Source organism: Cupriavidus mimosae (assembly GCF_023952485.1).
GTDB classification, from domain to species: domain Bacteria; phylum Pseudomonadota; class Gammaproteobacteria; order Burkholderiales; family Burkholderiaceae; genus Cupriavidus; species Cupriavidus taiwanensis_C.
In genome coordinates, this window is sequence record NZ_JALHRY010000001.1 from 68,085 (window position 1) to 83,321 (window position 15,237).

Genomic DNA, 15,237 nt, shown 5'->3' on the forward strand with positions numbered 1-15,237 from the left:
TTAGGCAGCACATGGCCGCGCTGAAATCGGCGCCCGTCCTACATACCGCACGGAGCGGGCAACCGGGAACGGCGCGGCAGCGGTCATCGCCGCGATGCGCCCGCGGCGCCATGTGGTTCTTACCCGTCGTTGTAAATCTGCCGTGGACGTCATGCCCCGCCGCCGCGGTCACGGCGGGGCCGCGACGGGAACGCTCCTTGCGACTTCTCACCGATACGCCCGGCGCCGGGCCGGGCCTCCCCACTGGAGGAAGCGGCAGATGAAACCCACCTTGAAGAGAATCAGCTCGCAGGTCATTGTGCTGACCGGCGCCAGCAGCGGCGTTGGGCTGGTCACCGCGCGCAAGGCGGCGCAGCAGGGCGCACGCCTGGTGCTGGTGGCGCGCAGCGAGGGGTCGCTGCACCAGCTGGCGGAAGAGTTGCGTGAGCAGGGCACCGAAGTGATCACGGTGGTGGCGGATGTCGGCCGGCACGATGAAGTCGGCAAAGTGGCGCATGCCGCGATCGAGCGCTTCGGCGGCTTCGACACCTGGATCAACAACGCCGGCGTGACCATCTTCGGGCGCCATTGCGACGTGCCGCTGGAAGACCAGCGGCGGCTGTTCGACACCAACTACTGGGGCACCGTGCATGGCTCGCTGGCGGCCGCGGCACATCTGCGCGAGCGTGGCGGCGCCATCATCAACATGGGCAGCGAGGCCGCCGACGGCCCGATGCCGCTGCAGAGCGCCTACTCGGCCTCGCAGCATGCGATCAAGGGCTTCACCGATTCGCTGCGGCTGGAGCTGGAGCAGGAGCAGGCCCCGGTCAGCGTGACGCTGATCAAGCCCGCCGGCCTGGAAACTCCGCTGGCGATGCACGCCAAGAACTTCCTCGACGTCGAGCCGCGCCTGCCGCCGCCGCTGTACGACCCGGCCCTGGCCGCCGCCGCGATCCTGTTCGCCGCGGAAAACCCGCGCCGCGAACTGTTCGTGGGCGCGGCGGCCAAGGCCTTCTCGGCCGCCGCGTACCATGCGCCGCACACCTTCGACCGCTTCATGCGCCGCTTCATGGGCCGCGCCCAGCAGACCCGCCATCCGGCCGGCCCGCTCGAGGACAACGCGCTCTACGGCAGCGGCAGCGGCCTGCAGGAGCGCACCGGCACCCACGCCGCGCTACATTCATGCCCGTACACCACCACCGCGCGCTACCCCATGCTGACCACCGCGCTGGTGGTCGGGGCCTCCGCCGCGGTCGCGGCCATGGTCCAGCTGCGCCGCCGCTAGCGCTGCGCCGCCCACCGCCGCCGACGGCATGCGTGCGGCGGGCCGCCGTTCTCTGACTCCCCGGAACGCGCCGTGCGTCGCTTGCGCCGCGATATCGGGTGGCGCAAGGGCAGCGAGCGCCTATTATTGACTTGAATGCCCGCGCCTCGCGGGCATTTGGCGCTGTGCCTCTGCGCCGGCCGTGGCTGCGCGCTACGCAGGCCAGACCGTCGACAATCCGATCTACCGAATGTGATCATGACCGGGATGCAAGCGGCAACGGAAGTTCGCTCGACCCTCGTGGAATCGTCCGGCGGCCTGGCGTCGGACGGAGACTCCCTCCATTTGGCGCAACGGTATCGCCGCCTGCTTGACGCGGTGCAGGATTGCGCGGTGTTCGAACTCGACGCGCATGGCGTGATCGTGGCGTGGCCCGAACCGGCACGCCGGCTGTTTGGCTACAGTGCCGCGGAGATCGTCGGCAGTCATGTGTCGCGGCTGCACCGTCCCCAGGACGCTGCCGCGGGCCTGGCGCAGCAATGGCTGGATGCGGCCGAGCTAAGCGGCCAGGCGCGCGACGAAGGCTGGCGCGTGCGCCGCGACGGCAGCCTGCTGCGGGCCAGCTGCGACATGCGGTGCATGGACGCGGCGGACCTGCCCGATGGCGCGCCGGGCACGGGCTTTATCGTGTCCTGCCGCGACACCACCGTGCAGCAGGCCGCCGCCGACCACGCGCGCCTGGCCGACGACAAGCTGCGCCTGCTGGCCGATAACCTGCCCTGCACCGCGGTTTGCGAACTCTCGCTCGACGGCACCATCCGCAGCTGGAACGCGGGCGCGCGCGCGCTTGCCGGCCATACCGCCGAAGAGGCGGCGGGCCGGCCGCTGGCCTGGCTCTATACCCGCCAGGACGCCGCCGCGGGCCGCCCGCAGGCCGCGCTGGAGGCGGCACGGGCCTGCGGCCAATGGGCTGGCGAAGAACGGCTGGCGCGCAAGGACGGCTCGGTAATGCGCTGCGCCACGCGCATGGTGCTGGTGCGCGACGCGGCCGGTTGTCCCGAAGGCCTGCTGTGGACCGCGCGCGACCTCAGCGATGCGCTGCGGCTGGAAATGCTCGATGCCGGCAACCGCCGCCTGCAGTCCTTCCTCGCCATCCTCGCCCACGAGCTGCGCAACCCGCTGGCGCCGGTGCGCAATGCCGTCGAAGTGATCGTGCTGACCCCCGACACCGGGCCGCGCGTGCGCCGCTGCGCCGAGATCATCGACCGACAGCTGCGCCAGGTGGAGCGGCTGGTCAACGACCTGCTCGACGTGGGCCGCGTGACTGCCGGCAAGCTCAAGATGGAGCTGACGCCGACGTCCTATAACGAAGTGATCGCTACCAGCCTGGAAGCAATCCGTCCCACGCTGGAAGCGTCAGGCCAGCAACTGGTGGTGGCGCTGCCGGAGGTCTCGCCCTTTGTGCGGGCCGATGCCGCGCGGCTCGGGCAGGTGCTGCTGAACCTGCTCAGCAACGCCGCCAAGTACACGCCGCGCGGGGGAACCGTCTGCGTGCATGTCAGCGTGGAGGCCGAGCGCGTGATCACCGCGGTGTCGGATACCGGCCGCGGGCTGGAACGCGCGGCGCTGGACCGGATCTTCAACCTGTTCACGCAGGAAAGCGATGCCGGCAGCCGCAGCGGGCTGGGCATCGGCCTGGCGCTGGCCAAGGCCATCCTCGAAGCGCATGGCGGCGCGATCCAGGCCGACAGCCCGGGCGCGGGCAAGGGCAGCACCTTCACCGTGATCCTGCCGCGCGCCAGCGCACGTCCGGCCGACCCCACCACGCTGGCGCCGGGCAGGGCGCCGTGCCGGCGCGTGCTGGTGGTCGATGACAATGTCGACTCCGCCGACAGCATGGCCGAACTGCTGACCCTGCTTGGCCACGAGGCCCAGGCGGTGCACAGCGGCCAGCAGGCAGTCGGCGTGGCCGCGGCGTTCCGGCCCGACTGCGTGCTGCTCGATTTGCAGATGCCCGACATGTCGGGCTATGAAGTCCTGGAAGCGCTGCGCAAGGACCTGCGCGGCCGCACGGTGCAGTTTCTGGCGCTGTCGGGGCGCGGCACCGCCGAGGACCAGCGCCGCAGCCGGCAGGCCGGCTTCGACGCGCACCTGACCAAGCCGCTGTCGATCGAGGCCCTGTCGCGGGCCCTGGCCGAGCCGCTGCCGGCAAGAGCCCCGGGGCCTCACAAGGAGCGGTAGGCGTCGAGCCGGTTGTAGAGCGTCTTCAGGCTGATGCCGAGGGCGCGCGCGGCCTGGCGCTTGTCGCCGTCGAAGCGCGCCAGCGTCGCCATGATGATCTCGCGCTGGGTGTCGGCCAGGGTGGTGCCGACGCGCACGTTGACCACGCCGTCGACGGTGGTCGGCCGCGGCGCCTGCGTGGCGAGGTTGGGGTTGCCGATCTCCACCACCTTGTCGGCGAGGATAAAGGCGCGGTAAACCGCGTTCTTCAGCTCGCGCACATTGCCGGGCCAGTCGTAGCGCACCAGGCGGTCCAGCGAACCCGCCGAGAAGCTCTTGTCGGTGCGCTCCATGGCGTTGTACTCGGCCAGGAAGTGGCGTGCCAGCGGCACGATATCGTCGGGCCGCTCGCGCAGCGGCGGGATATGCAAGGGGAACACCGCCAGCCGGTACAGCAGGTCCTCGCGCAGCTGGCCGCCGCGCACGGCTTCCACCGGGTCGCGGTTGGTGGCCGCGAGGATGCGCACGTCGGTGGCGATCAGCGTATCGCCGCCGACGCGGTGGAAGGTGCGGCCCTCCAGCACCCGCAGCAGCTTGATCTGCATCTCAAGCGGCATCTCGGTGACTTCGTCGAGAAACAGCGTGCCGCCCTGGGCCTGCTCGAAGTAGCCCGCCTTCTGCTCGATGGCGCCGGTAAAGCCTCCCTTTTCGTGGCCGAACAGTTCGGATTCGATCAGCGTGGGCTGGATCGCTCCGCAGTTGACGGCGATGAAGGGGCCGTTGCGGCGGGCGCTGCGTTCATGCACCGCGCGCGCCACCACTTCCTTGCCCGAACCGCTTTCCCCCACCGCCAGCATGGTGACATCGGTGGGCGCCACGCGCTCGATCTGCGCCAGCAGGCGCTGCATTGCGGGCGCGGTGCTTTCCCACAGCAGCGACACCTGCGACGGCACGGCGCGGCGCGGCGCGGGTTCGCTGGCCGGCGCGGTGCCGGCGCCGTGGCTGGCGCCGTGGCTGGAAGAGGCGGCGTTGCTGCGCCGCGAAGTGCTGGCGGTCACTGGCACGGGTTGCTGGCCCGAAATCGGCCGATCGAGGGTTGCAGGTGGCGGGTTGCCGGGAGAAGTTCCTATGCTAGCCTTTGGCGTGGGGGCTTGCCATAGCGGCGCGCACCTGCGCGGCAAGTTCCGACAGCTGTGTCAGACGGACACCGGCAACGACCGTGCCTGCCCGGGCTTAGACTGGCATTACGCAGTGTGGACCCGCCCCCGCGGACCAGAATCCGCAGTCAGGGCCGTGCCCTTCTGTGCCTGCCAAGGCTGCCGTACGCGCCACGCATGAGGCGCGCCGGCGGATTTCCGCGGACCCCGGTGCCGGCCGGCGTTGCGGTTGCGGAAGGCAGCGCCCGGGGCTTTGCCTTGAGTTTCCATTAGGTCTCACTGACGGATCGTATGCCCCACATCCTGATTGTCGATGACGACGAAAACGCATGCGCCGCCCTGGCCGAGATCGTAGCCATGGAAGGCTTCACCTCGGCCACCGCCGGCACGCTGCGTGAAGCGCGCCTGCAGATCGGCTGGCGCATGCCGGAAGCCATCGTGGCCGACCTGCGCCTGCCCGACGGCAACGGCATGGAGCTGTTCGAAGAGGTCGGCGCTTCCGGCGTCGAGGTGATCCTGACCACCGGTTACGCCAGCGTGGAGAGCGCGGTGGAAGCGCTGCGCGCCGGCGCCACCGATTACCTGGTCAAGCCCATCAACGTCGCGCGGCTGCAGACCGTGCTCAAGCGCCTGGCCACCACCGGCGAGTTGCGCGCCGAGATCCATTCGCTGCGTGGCGAATTGCGCCGCTACGGCCGCTTCGGGCGCCTGATGGGCAGCTCCGAGGTGATGCAGGCGGTCTACGACCAGCTCGCCCGTGTGGCGCCCACCGAGGCCACCGTGCTGCTGATCGGCGAAAGCGGCACCGGCAAGGAGCTCGCCGCGCAGACCGTGCACGAGTTGTCGGCGCGGCGGCGCCAGCCGTTCCTGGCAGTCAACTGCGGCGCGATCTCGCCCACGCTGATCGAAAGCGAGATGTTCGGCCACGAGCGCGGCAGCTTTACCGGGGCGGATCGCCAGCACAAGGGCTATTTCGAGCGCGCCGACGGCGGCACGCTGTTCCTCGACGAAATCACCGAGATGCCGGCCGAGTTGCAGGTCAAGCTGCTGCGGGTGCTCGAGACCGGCACCTTCATGCGGGTCGGCACCAACCGCGAATGCCATGCCGACGTGCGCGTGCTGGCCGCCACCAACCGCAACCCCGAGGAAGCGGTCGCCGACGGCAAGCTGCGCGCCGACCTGTTCCACCGGCTCAATGTCTTCCCGGTGGAGCTGCCGCCGCTGCGCGCGCGCGGCGACGATGTCATCCAGATCGCCAACATGATGCTGGACCAGCTCAATGCCGAGCAGGGCGTGCAACGCCGCTTCGCGCCCAATGTGCTCGACAGCCTGCGCCTGCACGCGTGGCCCGGCAACGTGCGCGAGCTGCGCAACTTCGTGCAGCGCGCCTTCATCATGGCCGACGACGATCTCATCACGGAGGCGCAGGTGCCGCTGCAGGTCGCGGCCACGCAGGCGCCGGGCGCGGCCGTGGTGTCCGTGCCGGTGGGCATGTCGCTGGCCGACGCCGACCGTCAGCTGATCTTCGCCACGCTCGAGCAGTGCGCGGGGGTCAAGAAGCACGCGGCGGAAATCCTCGGCATCAGCCTGAAGACTTTGTACAACCGGCTGGAAGATTATGCCGCCCGTGGCGAATTGCCAGAGTGGCTGCGGGCCTCGCGCAACGACTCGGGCCCGTCCGCAACCGGATGACGGCGTGCGCGATCCCTTGGGACCACGGGGATGGCCGGTGCGCGCGGCGGCTGCGGTGGCGGCATGGGCGCGTGGAGCACGTTTCTTGCTTCCGAGCATGGCAATGTCTCCGGCCGATCCGGCCTGCCATGTCTACGGGCCGTTGCGGCCGATCCGCACATGACGCAGCTATCTCCGCCGTCCGGCTTGCCGGGCAACTCTGAGCCAGATTCCGCGCGGCCGTCCGACGCGCTGGCGCCGAACGCGCAGGCCGCGGCCGGCAACGGCAGCGTCCAGCCGGTGCGCAGCGTGCAGGAGGTCGGCACGCTGATCGAGCAATCCGCGCATGACCTGCGCTCGTCGCTGAACGCCATCCAGAGCTGGGCCTACGTGCTGGACCGCGCCTTCGATACCACGCCGGCGCCGGCGCAGCGCGCGCTCGACGGCATCCGCTCGGGCATGCAGCAGCAGCTGGCACTGATCGAGGAAATGGAAGAGGGGGTGCGGCTGCTGGCCGACGAGGCCCCGCCCCGCTGGCAGCAACTGGACCTGCGCGCGCTGGCGCTGCAGGCCATCGCCGACCGGCGCCATGCGGCCGAGGCGCGCGGCGTGCTGCTGTCACCGCTGAGCGCGGACGGCTCTGCGATCTGGTCGGAGGCTGCGACCGCCGAGCCGGGCGCGGCCCCGGACGCGCCGGATGCCGCCGCCTACCGGATCGATGGGGATGCCATGCGGCTGGCGCCGTTGCTGCGGCACCTGCTGGTGCACTGCATCTGGCGCGCCCCCACGGGCGGCGCGGTCAGCGTGCACCTGTTCAGCGAGCCCGACTACGTCAAGCTGCGCATTACCGAAAGCCCGCCGCTGGATTCGCAGCGCGGCGCCAGCCGGCTGGCGGCTCTGACCGACTTCTTCGGCCGCCGTCCGCCGCAGGGCGGCGAGCCGCCGTCCCGGCAAAGCAGCGCACTGCTGCTGACGCGGCGCATGGTGGAAATGCACGGCGCCGTGCTGAGCGCGGAGAGCGACGGCTGCGACAGCGACAAGGTCAGCGTCTGCATCGCGGTCCGGTTCCCGCGCCATATGCGCCAGGCCTGAAGGCGGCTCCGCTGCCGCTATCGATGTAGTTTTTACCCGGCCGGCGCCAACGCTACGCGTACCACTTGCCCGCGACGCCATCGCGCGCTGGCCGCGCGCCATGGTACGGCAGCGTTCACACGCGCGCTGAAGCGCCTGCCTGCGTGCAGGGCCGCTGATCAGCTTCTGGCCCGCCCCTTGCATGGATCAAGCACCCTAAACCAAGGAGGGAACAACCATGCCCAACGCCAGCCGCAAGTCCGCCCAGGCCGAGCAGGTTGCACAGAAGCCGTCCCGGGCGAAGTCCGCGACCGCTACGCGGTCCGCGCAGTCCACCAGGGCCGCGCCATCGGCGCGCGCCGGCACCGCGCCGGCCACCCGCAGCAGTGGCCCGTCCGCGGGCAAGGGCGCAGCCGGCAAGCCGGCCGCGGGCACCCGGCCGCGCGGCAAGGAAGCCAAGACCTACCAGGCCGCCGTCGACGATTCGCTTGAGATGACCTTCCCGGCCAGTGATCCGATCTCGCCCAGCGCTGCCATGCATGCCGAGAAGAAGACGCAGACCGCGCGCGACGACGTCGACTGGAAGCTCAGGGAGGGCAGCCAGGAACAGCCGCTAGGCGCGAAGCCGGCCGGCCAGCGCAAGGGCGCAGCCGCGGAGTCTGGGCGCTCGGCCAAGCCCGCTGCAAAGATGGGCGCGAAGGCGAGCGCGAAAGCGGGTTCGAAGGCGGGCGACATGCCGGCCGCGAAGTCGCCGGCCAGGACTGCTGCCAAGTCCACGACCAGGTCCGCAACCACCGGCTCCGCTGCGACCAGGTCGGCGACGGCCAAGCCTGCCGCCAAGTCCGCTACCAAGCCCGCTACCAAGCGCGCAGCCAAGCCTGCCGCAAAGACCGGAGCAGCGGCCGGGGGCAAGGCCGGGGCGAGGACTGCGGCCAAGTCCGCCAAGCCGGGCAAGTCGGCCAAGCGCTGAGGAGCGTGCCTGCCCCCTTTAGTCCACCTTGAGTCCAAGCGCCGCGGCGTGGCTGCCACCGGCCCCGCCGCGGTTCCGAACACATCGATGAACGAAAAGGAGCCACCATGTCCGCCATCATCGCCGGCCGCTTCGACAGCTTCGCCACCGCCGAGACCACCGCAAGCCGGCTGCGCGCGCAGGGGTTTGCCGACCACGACCTGAACCTGTTCTACGTGAACCCGCCCGGGCAGCACGCCGCCTATGCCATCGGCGGCGACCACGCCGCCGACGCCGGCGCGCGCAAAGCGGGCGTGGGCGCCATCAGCGGGGTGCTGATCGGCGCGGCCGTGGGCGCCGCGGTCGGTGCGGCGCTGGTGGCCGCGCTGGGCGCGACGCCACCGCTGTCGATCCTGGTGCTGATATTCGCGGTCGGGCTGGGTGCCTACCTGGGCTCGCTCGCGGGCGCGCTGGCGCTGGCGCGCCATGCCGGGCGCGACCCGCGCACCGGCCAGCCGCCGGTGCGCAATGCCGGGGTCGTGCTGGCTGCGCACCTGACCAGCACCGACACCGCCACGGCTGACACGGTCGCGACCGTGTTGCGCCAGGGCGGCGCCAAGGATGTCGAGCGCGCCGACGGCCAGTGGGTCGATGGCCGCTGGGCCGACTTCGATCCGCTGGTACCGCCGGTGCCGGCCGACACGCGCGCACGCCGCTAGCGCATCGCGCTACGCATTTCGCCCCAACCCGCTTCCCGAGCAGCCAAACGGAGGTATCCATGAATCCAGTCCAACCTGAAACGCCCGGCGCCGAACATCCGCACGGCGCCTCGATCGTCGGCGGCATCGACCGCAATTCCCCGGGACCCGGCCCGTTCGTGATGGCGGCCGACACGCTCGAGGGCAACAAGGTGGTTGACCCGGCCGGCGACGACATCGGCACCATCGACCACATCATGATCGACGTGCTCGGCGGCCGCGTCGCCTATGCCGTGCTGGCCATGGGCGGCTTCCTCGGCATTGGCGAAAAGCTGTTCGCGCTGCCGTGGTCCGCGCTGACGCTGGACACGCGGCGCAAGTGCTTCGTGCTCGGCGTCGAGAAAGACCGGCTCAAGGCCGCGCCGGGCTTCGACAAGGACCACTGGCCGACCATGGCCGACTCGCAATGGGCTACCAGCATCCACCAGTACTACGGCATCTCGCCGTACTGGGAAGCCGACCGCTATGACCCTTGGGGTTGATCACAACTCATCGGGCCATTAGCACCTCGTAAACGCCAGGGCGCCGGAGCAAACCTCCGGCGCCTTGTCGTTGAGCGTTGTCGTTCAGACCTTGTGGTTCACCTGCCCGGCCGGCTTGTCGGCCGGGTCGGCGTGCCTGCCGCTGCCGGCGGGCTGTCCCTGCGGCTCGGGCGCGGGCGGCTGCCGCGTCGACAGCGCGTTATGCACGCCCAGCACGCCGGGACTGACCGCCGCGGCCTTTTCCACGCGCTGCGCGGTGTCTACGTCTTCCACGCAGCCGCGCACGGTGACGCGCCGGTCCACCACCTCGAGCGTCACGTCGTCCGGAAAGCGGCCATCGAAGGCCGCGGCAATTTGGGCGCGTACGGCCACGCGCAGGGCTTCGTCATCGGCGGAAGGGTTTGCGCTCATCGCGGCTCCTGGTCGATGCGGCTTCAGCGCGCGGGCGCCGAAGGCGTGGAGATCGACGCCAGCGTCTCGCCGGAATCGCGCGTATCGGCACCCTTGCTGGCGAGGTCGCCGAGCGACACGATGCCCACCAGGGTATGGTCGTGATCGAGCACCGGCAGGCGCCGCACCTGCGCGGCTTCCATCTTGTGCTGCGCGTCTTCGAGCGATTCGTCTTCGAGGCACCATTGCACTTGCGGCGACATCGCATCGGCCACGCGCGTGGCCTGCGGCGGCTGGCCGCCGGCGGTGGCGCGCACGGTGATATCCCGGTCGGTCAGCATGCCGACCAGGCGCCGGCCGTCGCAGACCGGCAGCGAGCCGACGTGCAGGTCCGCCATCAGCTGCGCGGCATGCTGGATGGTTTCATCGGGGGTGATATAGGCCGGCTGGCGCGTCATGATGTCGACGACGCGGCGCGGCGCGCGGGGTTGGGTGGCGGGAGACTGGAACATGGCTGGCTCCGTTTGCTGGTGGGACCGACACCGGGTGCGGATCGGGCCCTGGTCAACAGGGCGGCGTTCCGGCGCCGGCAGCCACCGGCGCACCGGGAGTCGCCGCTTCGTCATGGCATGCGGCGCAAGAAGCGTTCCCGTCGCCCGCGCACGCCCCGCGCGCATGAACGCGGTCACGCTGCCGGCAAGATTTATCACCCGATGTAGAAACGAAAGGAGTAGGGCGCGGCAAGTGCTGCGCCCGTTGTAGGACTGCGCCCGCTGCACATTGGCCATGCGCTCCATACAATGAAATCAGCATGCCGCCCAAGCCATCATCAGTCCCGGCGGCCAATCCGGCGACTTATCCGTGGGAGTGCAACGATGCGCAAATCCAGCCCCATCCTGCCCGGCGTTGGCCATCGGCCCGGCGCCGGCAAACGTGCCACCGTGCTGCACCTGTTCGACCGCTTTGCCGGCGGCGCCACGCGCCATGCCGGGTCGCCGACCGCCTTCGTGCTGGCTGTCGGCGTGGTGGTGGCGTGGGCGCTCACAGGCCCGATGTTCGGGTACTCCGAAACCTGGCAGCTGGTGATCAATACCGGCACCACCATCGTCACCTTCCTGATGGTGTTCCTGATCCAGCAGAGCCAGAACAAGGACGCCGTGGCGGTCCACCTGAAGCTCAACGAACTGCTGGCCTCGCACCGCGAGGCCAGCAACATGCTGGTGTCGATCGAAGACCTGGACGAGGAAGAACTGCGCCAGCTGGTCAGCTTCTACCGCCAGCTGGCCGAGCTGGCGGACCAGGAAGACGGCATCAAGACCAGCCATTCGCTCGACGAGGCGCGCGAAAACCATGCCGCCAAGCGTCACGCGCGGGCCGCGCGCGGGCATCCGCCCGCCGCGACCGCCGGCGGCGCACCCGCAACCCCCGCCTCGGCAGCCTCCTAGCTTGCCGGCCAGCGGCCCCTTGCGCAGGATCCATGCGACCAACCGAAACAGGAGCAGGCCGTGACCGCATCCAGCAACGCAAGCAAGCGAAAACCGGTGCTGCCGGCTGCGGGACCGGCAGCCGCGCAGCAGGGCAGCCGCCCGGTGATGGCCTACGGCTGCGAGACCCTGGACCGGGCCGACAGCCACCATGGCATGACCCTTGCCAATATTGCCCGCAAGGTGGCCCGGATTGCCGGCCAGCCGTTCGCCGGCGGCTACGCCGGGCCAGCAGCGGGACGGCCCGCGCCGTACCTGGTGCCGGCGCAGACGCTGGTCGGCCAAGAGCTGGCGGCAAGCCTGGGCGTGCAGGGCGAGGGCGATCTCTTCGGCGGCGTGGTGCCGTATGCGTTCGTCGCCACCAAGGCGATCACGCACGGCCTGGTCGAGCCCGGTGCCGCGGCGCCACGAGGCTGGTCCGAGACCTTCGTGCGGCGCGTGGTGGGCGCCACGCTGCCAGGCTTTACCGCGTTCAGCCTCGGCGATGCGCGCATCGCGGCGCTGCGGCTGCTGACGCTGGGGCCGGTGCGGCTGAAGGATACCGGCGGTGTCGGCGGGCTGGGCCAGCGCGTGGTCGACGGCGAAGCCGCGCTGGAGGAAGCGCTGGCCGCGCTCGCCCCGGACGAGGTCGAGCAAAACGGCCTGGTGGTGGAGCGCGACCTGCGCGCGCCGCAGACCTTCAGCGTCGGCAAGGTCGTGCTGGCGGGACTGGAAGCGAGCTATTGCGGTACGCAGGGGCTGACCGAGAACAACCGCGGCCAGAAGGTCTACGGCGGCTCGACCCTGACCGTGGTGCGGGGCGGCTTTGACGCGCTGCTGCAGCACCCGTTCGACGCCCGCATCCTCGCCGCGGTGCGCGCGGCGATGGTGTACCACGAGGCCGCGCTGGCCTGCTATGGCGAGGGCGGCGGCATGGTGCTGTCGCGCTGCAATTACGACGTCGCCTTTGGCGCGCCGGCCGGCAACGCCGATTGCGGGCAGATGCTCGGCGGCGTGCTGGAGCAGTCCTGGCGCGTGGGCGGTGCCACCGGTGCCGAACTGGTGGCGCTGGCGGCGCTGCTTGACGACCCCGCGCGCACGCGCGTGGTGGCGTCGACGCGCGAGGTCTACGGCAACGATGTGCGCGTGCCGGATGACGCCGAGATCTACTACCAGGGCGAAGACCGCCATGTCGGTCCCCTGACCAAGTACGCACGACTGGAGCCTGAATCCGATGGCAACGCATGAAGAACTGCTGCAGATCGAAAGCGAAGGCGGCACCATCGCCGGTACCCTGATCAGCCCGGAAACCAAATTGCCGGGTGTGTTGTTCGTGCACGGCTGGGGCGGCAGCCAGCAGCAATACCTGGCGCGGGCGCGCAAGGTGACGGGGCTGGGCTGCGTCTGCCTGACCTTCGACCTGACCGGCCATGCCGGCACGCGCGCGCAATACGAGACCGTCAGCCGCACGCGCAACCTTGCCGACGTGGTGGCGGCCTACGATGTGCTGGTGCGCCAGCCGGAGGTGGACCGCAACGCGATCGCGGTGGTGGGCAGCAGCTATGGCGGCTACCTGGCCGCGCTGCTCAGCAGCCTGCGACAGGTGCGCTGGCTGGCGTTCCGGGCCCCGGCGCTGTACATGGACACGGGCTGGGACCTGCCCAAGCGCCAGCTGCACCGCGAGCAGGACCTGGTGACCTACCGGCGCAGCATGGTGCCGCCCGCGAGCAATCGCGCGCTGCGCGCCTGCACCGCGTTTACCGGCGACGTACTGGTGATCGAATCCGAGCACGACCAGATCGTGCCCCATGCCGTGGTGATGAGCTATGTCGATTCCTGCATCCATGCCAACTCGCTCACCTACCGCGTGATCAAGGGCGCCGACCATGGGCTGAGCGACGAGGAATTCCAGCGCACCTACAGCAGCATGCTGGTCAACTGGCTGCGTGAAATGGTCACCGTGGCCCGCGCCGGCCCGGTCACAGCCGAGCGCGCGGTGCCACCGGCGCCGCCAAAGCCCGCGCCGCCCGCGCCCGACGCCGGGCTCGAAACCCCGCAGCCCGAGTCGGCCAGCGCGCCGGGTGCCGCTTGAGCTCGCGCGCCCATGGACAGCACGCTGCCCGCCACCGAAGCCCCCGCCGCGCTCGACACGGTGCTGCGCGACGCAGGGCTGCGCTATGTCGACGACGGCAGCGCGGGCATCACGCGCCGGCGCCATGGCAGCGGCTTCAGCTATACCGGCCCGGACGGCAAGCGCGTGACCGATGCCGCCACGCTGGCGCGCATCGCGACGCTGGCGATCCCGCCGGCCTACGAGTCGGTGTGGATCTGCCCCGATCCGCGCGGCCACCTGCAGGCCACCGGGCGCGATGCGCGCGGGCGCAAGCAGTACGTCTACCACCCGCAATGGGCGACGCTGCGCGATACCGACAAGTACGCGCGGCTGGCGGCGTTCGGCGCCGCGCTGCCGCGGCTGCGCGCGCGCGTGGCGCGCGACCTGCGTCGCAACGGCATGCCGCGCGAGAAGGTGGTGGGCGCGGTGGTGCTGCTGCTCGACGCCACGCTGGTGCGGGTCGGCTCGCCGCGCTACGCGCGCCAGAACCGCACCTACGGCCTGACCACGCTGCGGCGGCGCCACGTGACCGTGCGCGGCAGCCGGCTGCGCTTCCAGTTCACCGGCAAGAGCGGCATCACGCACGACGTCTCGGTCAACGACCCGCGCCTCGCGCGCATCGTGCGCAACTGCGCCGACCTGCCGGGCCAGTGCCTGTTCAAGTACCGCGACAGCGACGGCGAGATCCGCGAGATCGGCTCGGCCGATGTCAACGCCTACCTGCAGGAAGTGACCGGCGGGGACTTTACCGCCAAGGACTTCCGCACCTGGGCCGGCAGCGTGCATGCGCTGGCGATCCTGCGCAAGCTGCCGGAAGCGGCCAGCGAGAGCGCGCGCCGCAAGGCAGTGACCGATGCCGTCCGCGAGGTCGCGAACCAGCTGCGCAACACCGTCGCGGTGTGCCGCAAGTGCTACGTCCACCCCGACGTTATCGATGCCTACCTGGCCGGCGTGCTGCAGGCGCGCGGCCGCGCGCCCGCCATGACGCGGCTGCGCGCGGACGAGGCGCGGCTGCTGCAGTTGCTGGCGGCAAGCCAGACACATCCAGCAAATGGCAAGAAGCGCAATAACGGATGATCGTCCCTGGCCCGGCGCTCAGCACCCCAGCGCGCCGATATAGCCAGGCAGGTCCCTGGCCTCGCGCGAGTGCGCCAGCCTGAACGCGCTCGCCACCGCAAAGGCGAAGTGATGCGGCGTGTCGAACGGCCCCGGCACGTGGCGCCGGAAGAAGTCTGCCCAGCGGAAATCGGGGTAGGCGGTCTTGACCTTGCGATAGCCGCCCGCCAGCTGCACGAAGGCCTCCAGGCTGCGGTACGGGTCGTCGCGCATATCGTGGATGGCCTCGGGCAGTTCCGTCAGCGGCCGCCGGCGGCCATGCTCGTCGTAGGGGTGGACCAGGTGATTGGCGACCATGTGGCGCCAGAAAACCGGCGTGTCCATGTCGCTCAGGTCGGCGCGCACGAGGCCGGGCACATGGGTCAGTCCCAGGTCATGCCAGGCGCGCACCCAGTGGTGGTGATCGACCACATAGAGCAGTTGCTCTGGCCCGATCACCAGGTGCACGCGGTGCCGGTCCAGGAACGCCGCGCGCGCCTCGGGCGCAACGCGCCGCGTGACGTGGATCTTCTGCGCCACGTGGTAGCCGCCCACCGTGATCTGGGTGGGACGCAGCGCGTCGAGCGGCACCATCAGCTTGCTGTCAGGCGCCAGCTTGCGCGGC

15 protein-coding genes are annotated in these 15,237 nt (G+C 70.5%); 11 read left to right on the plus strand and 4 right to left on the minus strand.

Annotation, left to right across the window (positions count from 1 at the left end; translation table 11 throughout):
• Nucleotides 1-259: 259 nt before the first annotated feature.
• Both MKD50_RS00335 and MKD50_RS00340 read left to right on the plus strand, forming a co-directional pair.
• Nucleotides 260-1,264, plus strand: a complete 1,005-nt coding sequence (locus MKD50_RS00335; RefSeq protein ID WP_252666038.1) for an SDR family oxidoreductase — start codon at nt 260-262, stop codon at nt 1,262-1,264.
• 324 nt (nt 1,265-1,588) lie between these two features.
• A complete protein-coding gene (locus MKD50_RS00340) occupies nt 1,589-3,484 on the plus strand; it encodes a hybrid sensor histidine kinase/response regulator (protein ID WP_252666039.1) in 1,896 nt (631 codons plus the stop codon).
• On the opposite strand, the gene MKD50_RS00345 is transcribed toward MKD50_RS00340, so the two are convergent.
• Nucleotides 3,469-4,527, minus strand: coding sequence for a sigma-54 interaction domain-containing protein (locus MKD50_RS00345; RefSeq protein ID WP_115681915.1), 1,059 nt, complete (start codon nt 4,525-4,527; stop codon nt 3,469-3,471). The genes MKD50_RS00340 and MKD50_RS00345 overlap by 16 nt on opposite strands.
• A gap of 384 nt (nt 4,528-4,911) precedes the next feature.
• Here MKD50_RS00345 and MKD50_RS00350 point away from each other — a divergent pair, with 384 nt between their 5' ends.
• The 5 genes from MKD50_RS00350 to MKD50_RS00370 all read left to right on the plus strand — a co-directional run bounded on the left by MKD50_RS00350 (nt 4,912) and on the right by MKD50_RS00370 (nt 9,551).
• Nucleotides 4,912-6,312 carry a sigma-54-dependent transcriptional regulator gene (locus MKD50_RS00350; protein ID WP_018005543.1) on the plus strand — a complete coding sequence of 467 codons (1,401 nt, stop codon included), beginning with the start codon at nt 4,912-4,914 and terminating at the stop codon, nt 6,310-6,312.
• A gap of 159 nt (nt 6,313-6,471) precedes the next feature.
• A complete protein-coding gene (locus MKD50_RS00355) occupies nt 6,472-7,383 on the plus strand; it encodes a sensor histidine kinase (protein ID WP_252666040.1) in 912 nt (303 codons plus the stop codon).
• 217 nt (nt 7,384-7,600) lie between these two features.
• Nucleotides 7,601-8,332 carry a hypothetical protein gene (locus MKD50_RS00360; protein ID WP_252666041.1) on the plus strand — a complete coding sequence of 244 codons (732 nt, stop codon included), beginning with the start codon at nt 7,601-7,603 and terminating at the stop codon, nt 8,330-8,332.
• Between the two features lie 107 nt (nt 8,333-8,439).
• A complete protein-coding gene (locus MKD50_RS00365) occupies nt 8,440-9,030 on the plus strand; it encodes a DUF6861 domain-containing protein (protein ID WP_240071221.1) in 591 nt (196 codons plus the stop codon).
• Nucleotides 9,031-9,089: 59 nt separating this feature from the next.
• A complete protein-coding gene (locus MKD50_RS00370) occupies nt 9,090-9,551 on the plus strand; it encodes a PRC-barrel domain-containing protein (protein WP_018005539.1) in 462 nt (153 codons plus the stop codon).
• 84 nt (nt 9,552-9,635) lie between these two features.
• Here MKD50_RS00370 and MKD50_RS00375 read toward each other — a convergent pair whose 3' ends face one another.
• Complete coding sequence (locus MKD50_RS00375) at nt 9,636-9,962, minus strand: BON domain-containing protein (protein WP_252666042.1); 327 nt, start codon at nt 9,960-9,962, stop codon at nt 9,636-9,638.
• 23 nt (nt 9,963-9,985) lie between these two features.
• Nucleotides 9,986-10,453, minus strand: coding sequence for a CBS domain-containing protein (locus MKD50_RS00380; protein WP_115702249.1), 468 nt, complete (start codon nt 10,451-10,453; stop codon nt 9,986-9,988).
• A gap of 363 nt (nt 10,454-10,816) precedes the next feature.
• Here MKD50_RS00380 and MKD50_RS00385 point away from each other — a divergent pair, with 363 nt between their 5' ends.
• Genes MKD50_RS00385 through MKD50_RS00400 form a run of 4 tightly spaced genes read left to right on the plus strand, consistent with a single transcriptional unit; the run spans nt 10,817 to nt 14,594 of the window.
• Nucleotides 10,817-11,386 carry a low affinity iron permease family protein gene (locus MKD50_RS00385; protein ID WP_115702248.1) on the plus strand — a complete coding sequence of 190 codons (570 nt, stop codon included), beginning with the start codon at nt 10,817-10,819 and terminating at the stop codon, nt 11,384-11,386.
• Between the two features lie 60 nt (nt 11,387-11,446).
• Nucleotides 11,447-12,652, plus strand: a complete 1,206-nt coding sequence (locus MKD50_RS00390) for a DUF3182 family protein (protein ID WP_115702246.1) — start codon at nt 11,447-11,449, stop codon at nt 12,650-12,652.
• On the plus strand, nt 12,639-13,496 hold the full coding sequence (locus tag MKD50_RS00395) for an alpha/beta hydrolase family protein (protein WP_115702244.1): 858 nt from the start codon (nt 12,639-12,641) through the stop codon (nt 13,494-13,496). Before MKD50_RS00390 ends, MKD50_RS00395 begins: the two co-directional genes overlap by 14 nt.
• Nucleotides 13,497-13,508: 12 nt before the next feature.
• Nucleotides 13,509-14,594: a DNA topoisomerase IB gene (locus MKD50_RS00400; RefSeq protein ID WP_115702242.1), complete on the plus strand. Its 1,086-nt coding sequence runs from the start codon at nt 13,509-13,511 to the stop codon at nt 14,592-14,594.
• A gap of 18 nt (nt 14,595-14,612) precedes the next feature.
• Here the strand turns inward: MKD50_RS00400 and MKD50_RS00405 are convergent, their stop codons facing one another.
• Complete coding sequence (locus MKD50_RS00405; protein ID WP_115702240.1) at nt 14,613-15,206, minus strand: ParB-like protein; 594 nt, start codon at nt 15,204-15,206, stop codon at nt 14,613-14,615.
• Between the last annotated feature and the right edge of the window lie 31 nt (nt 15,207-15,237).

Coding starts and splice junctions, on each gene's coding strand:
- MKD50_RS00335 (WP_252666038.1), top strand. CDS start 260: ATGAAACCCACCTTGAAGAGAATCAGCTCGCAGGTCATTGTGCTGACC.
- MKD50_RS00350 (WP_018005543.1), top strand. CDS start 4,912: ATGCCCCACATCCTGATTGTCGATGACGACGAAAACGCATGCGCCGCC.
- MKD50_RS00355 (WP_252666040.1), top strand. CDS start 6,472: ATGACGCAGCTATCTCCGCCGTCCGGCTTGCCGGGCAACTCTGAGCCA.
- MKD50_RS00360 (WP_252666041.1), top strand. CDS start 7,601: ATGCCCAACGCCAGCCGCAAGTCCGCCCAGGCCGAGCAGGTTGCACAG.
- MKD50_RS00365 (WP_240071221.1), top strand. CDS start 8,440: ATGTCCGCCATCATCGCCGGCCGCTTCGACAGCTTCGCCACCGCCGAG.
- MKD50_RS00370 (WP_018005539.1), top strand. CDS start 9,090: ATGAATCCAGTCCAACCTGAAACGCCCGGCGCCGAACATCCGCACGGC.
- MKD50_RS00375 (WP_252666042.1), bottom strand. CDS start 9,962: ATGAGCGCAAACCCTTCCGCCGATGACGAAGCCCTGCGCGTGGCCGTA.
- MKD50_RS00380 (WP_115702249.1), bottom strand. CDS start 10,453: ATGTTCCAGTCTCCCGCCACCCAACCCCGCGCGCCGCGCCGCGTCGTC.
- MKD50_RS00385 (WP_115702248.1), top strand. CDS start 10,817: ATGCGCAAATCCAGCCCCATCCTGCCCGGCGTTGGCCATCGGCCCGGC.
- MKD50_RS00395 (WP_115702244.1), top strand. CDS start 12,639: ATGGCAACGCATGAAGAACTGCTGCAGATCGAAAGCGAAGGCGGCACC.
- MKD50_RS00400 (WP_115702242.1), top strand. CDS start 13,509: ATGGACAGCACGCTGCCCGCCACCGAAGCCCCCGCCGCGCTCGACACG.
- MKD50_RS00405 (WP_115702240.1), bottom strand. CDS start 15,206: ATGGTGCCGCTCGACGCGCTGCGTCCCACCCAGATCACGGTGGGCGGC.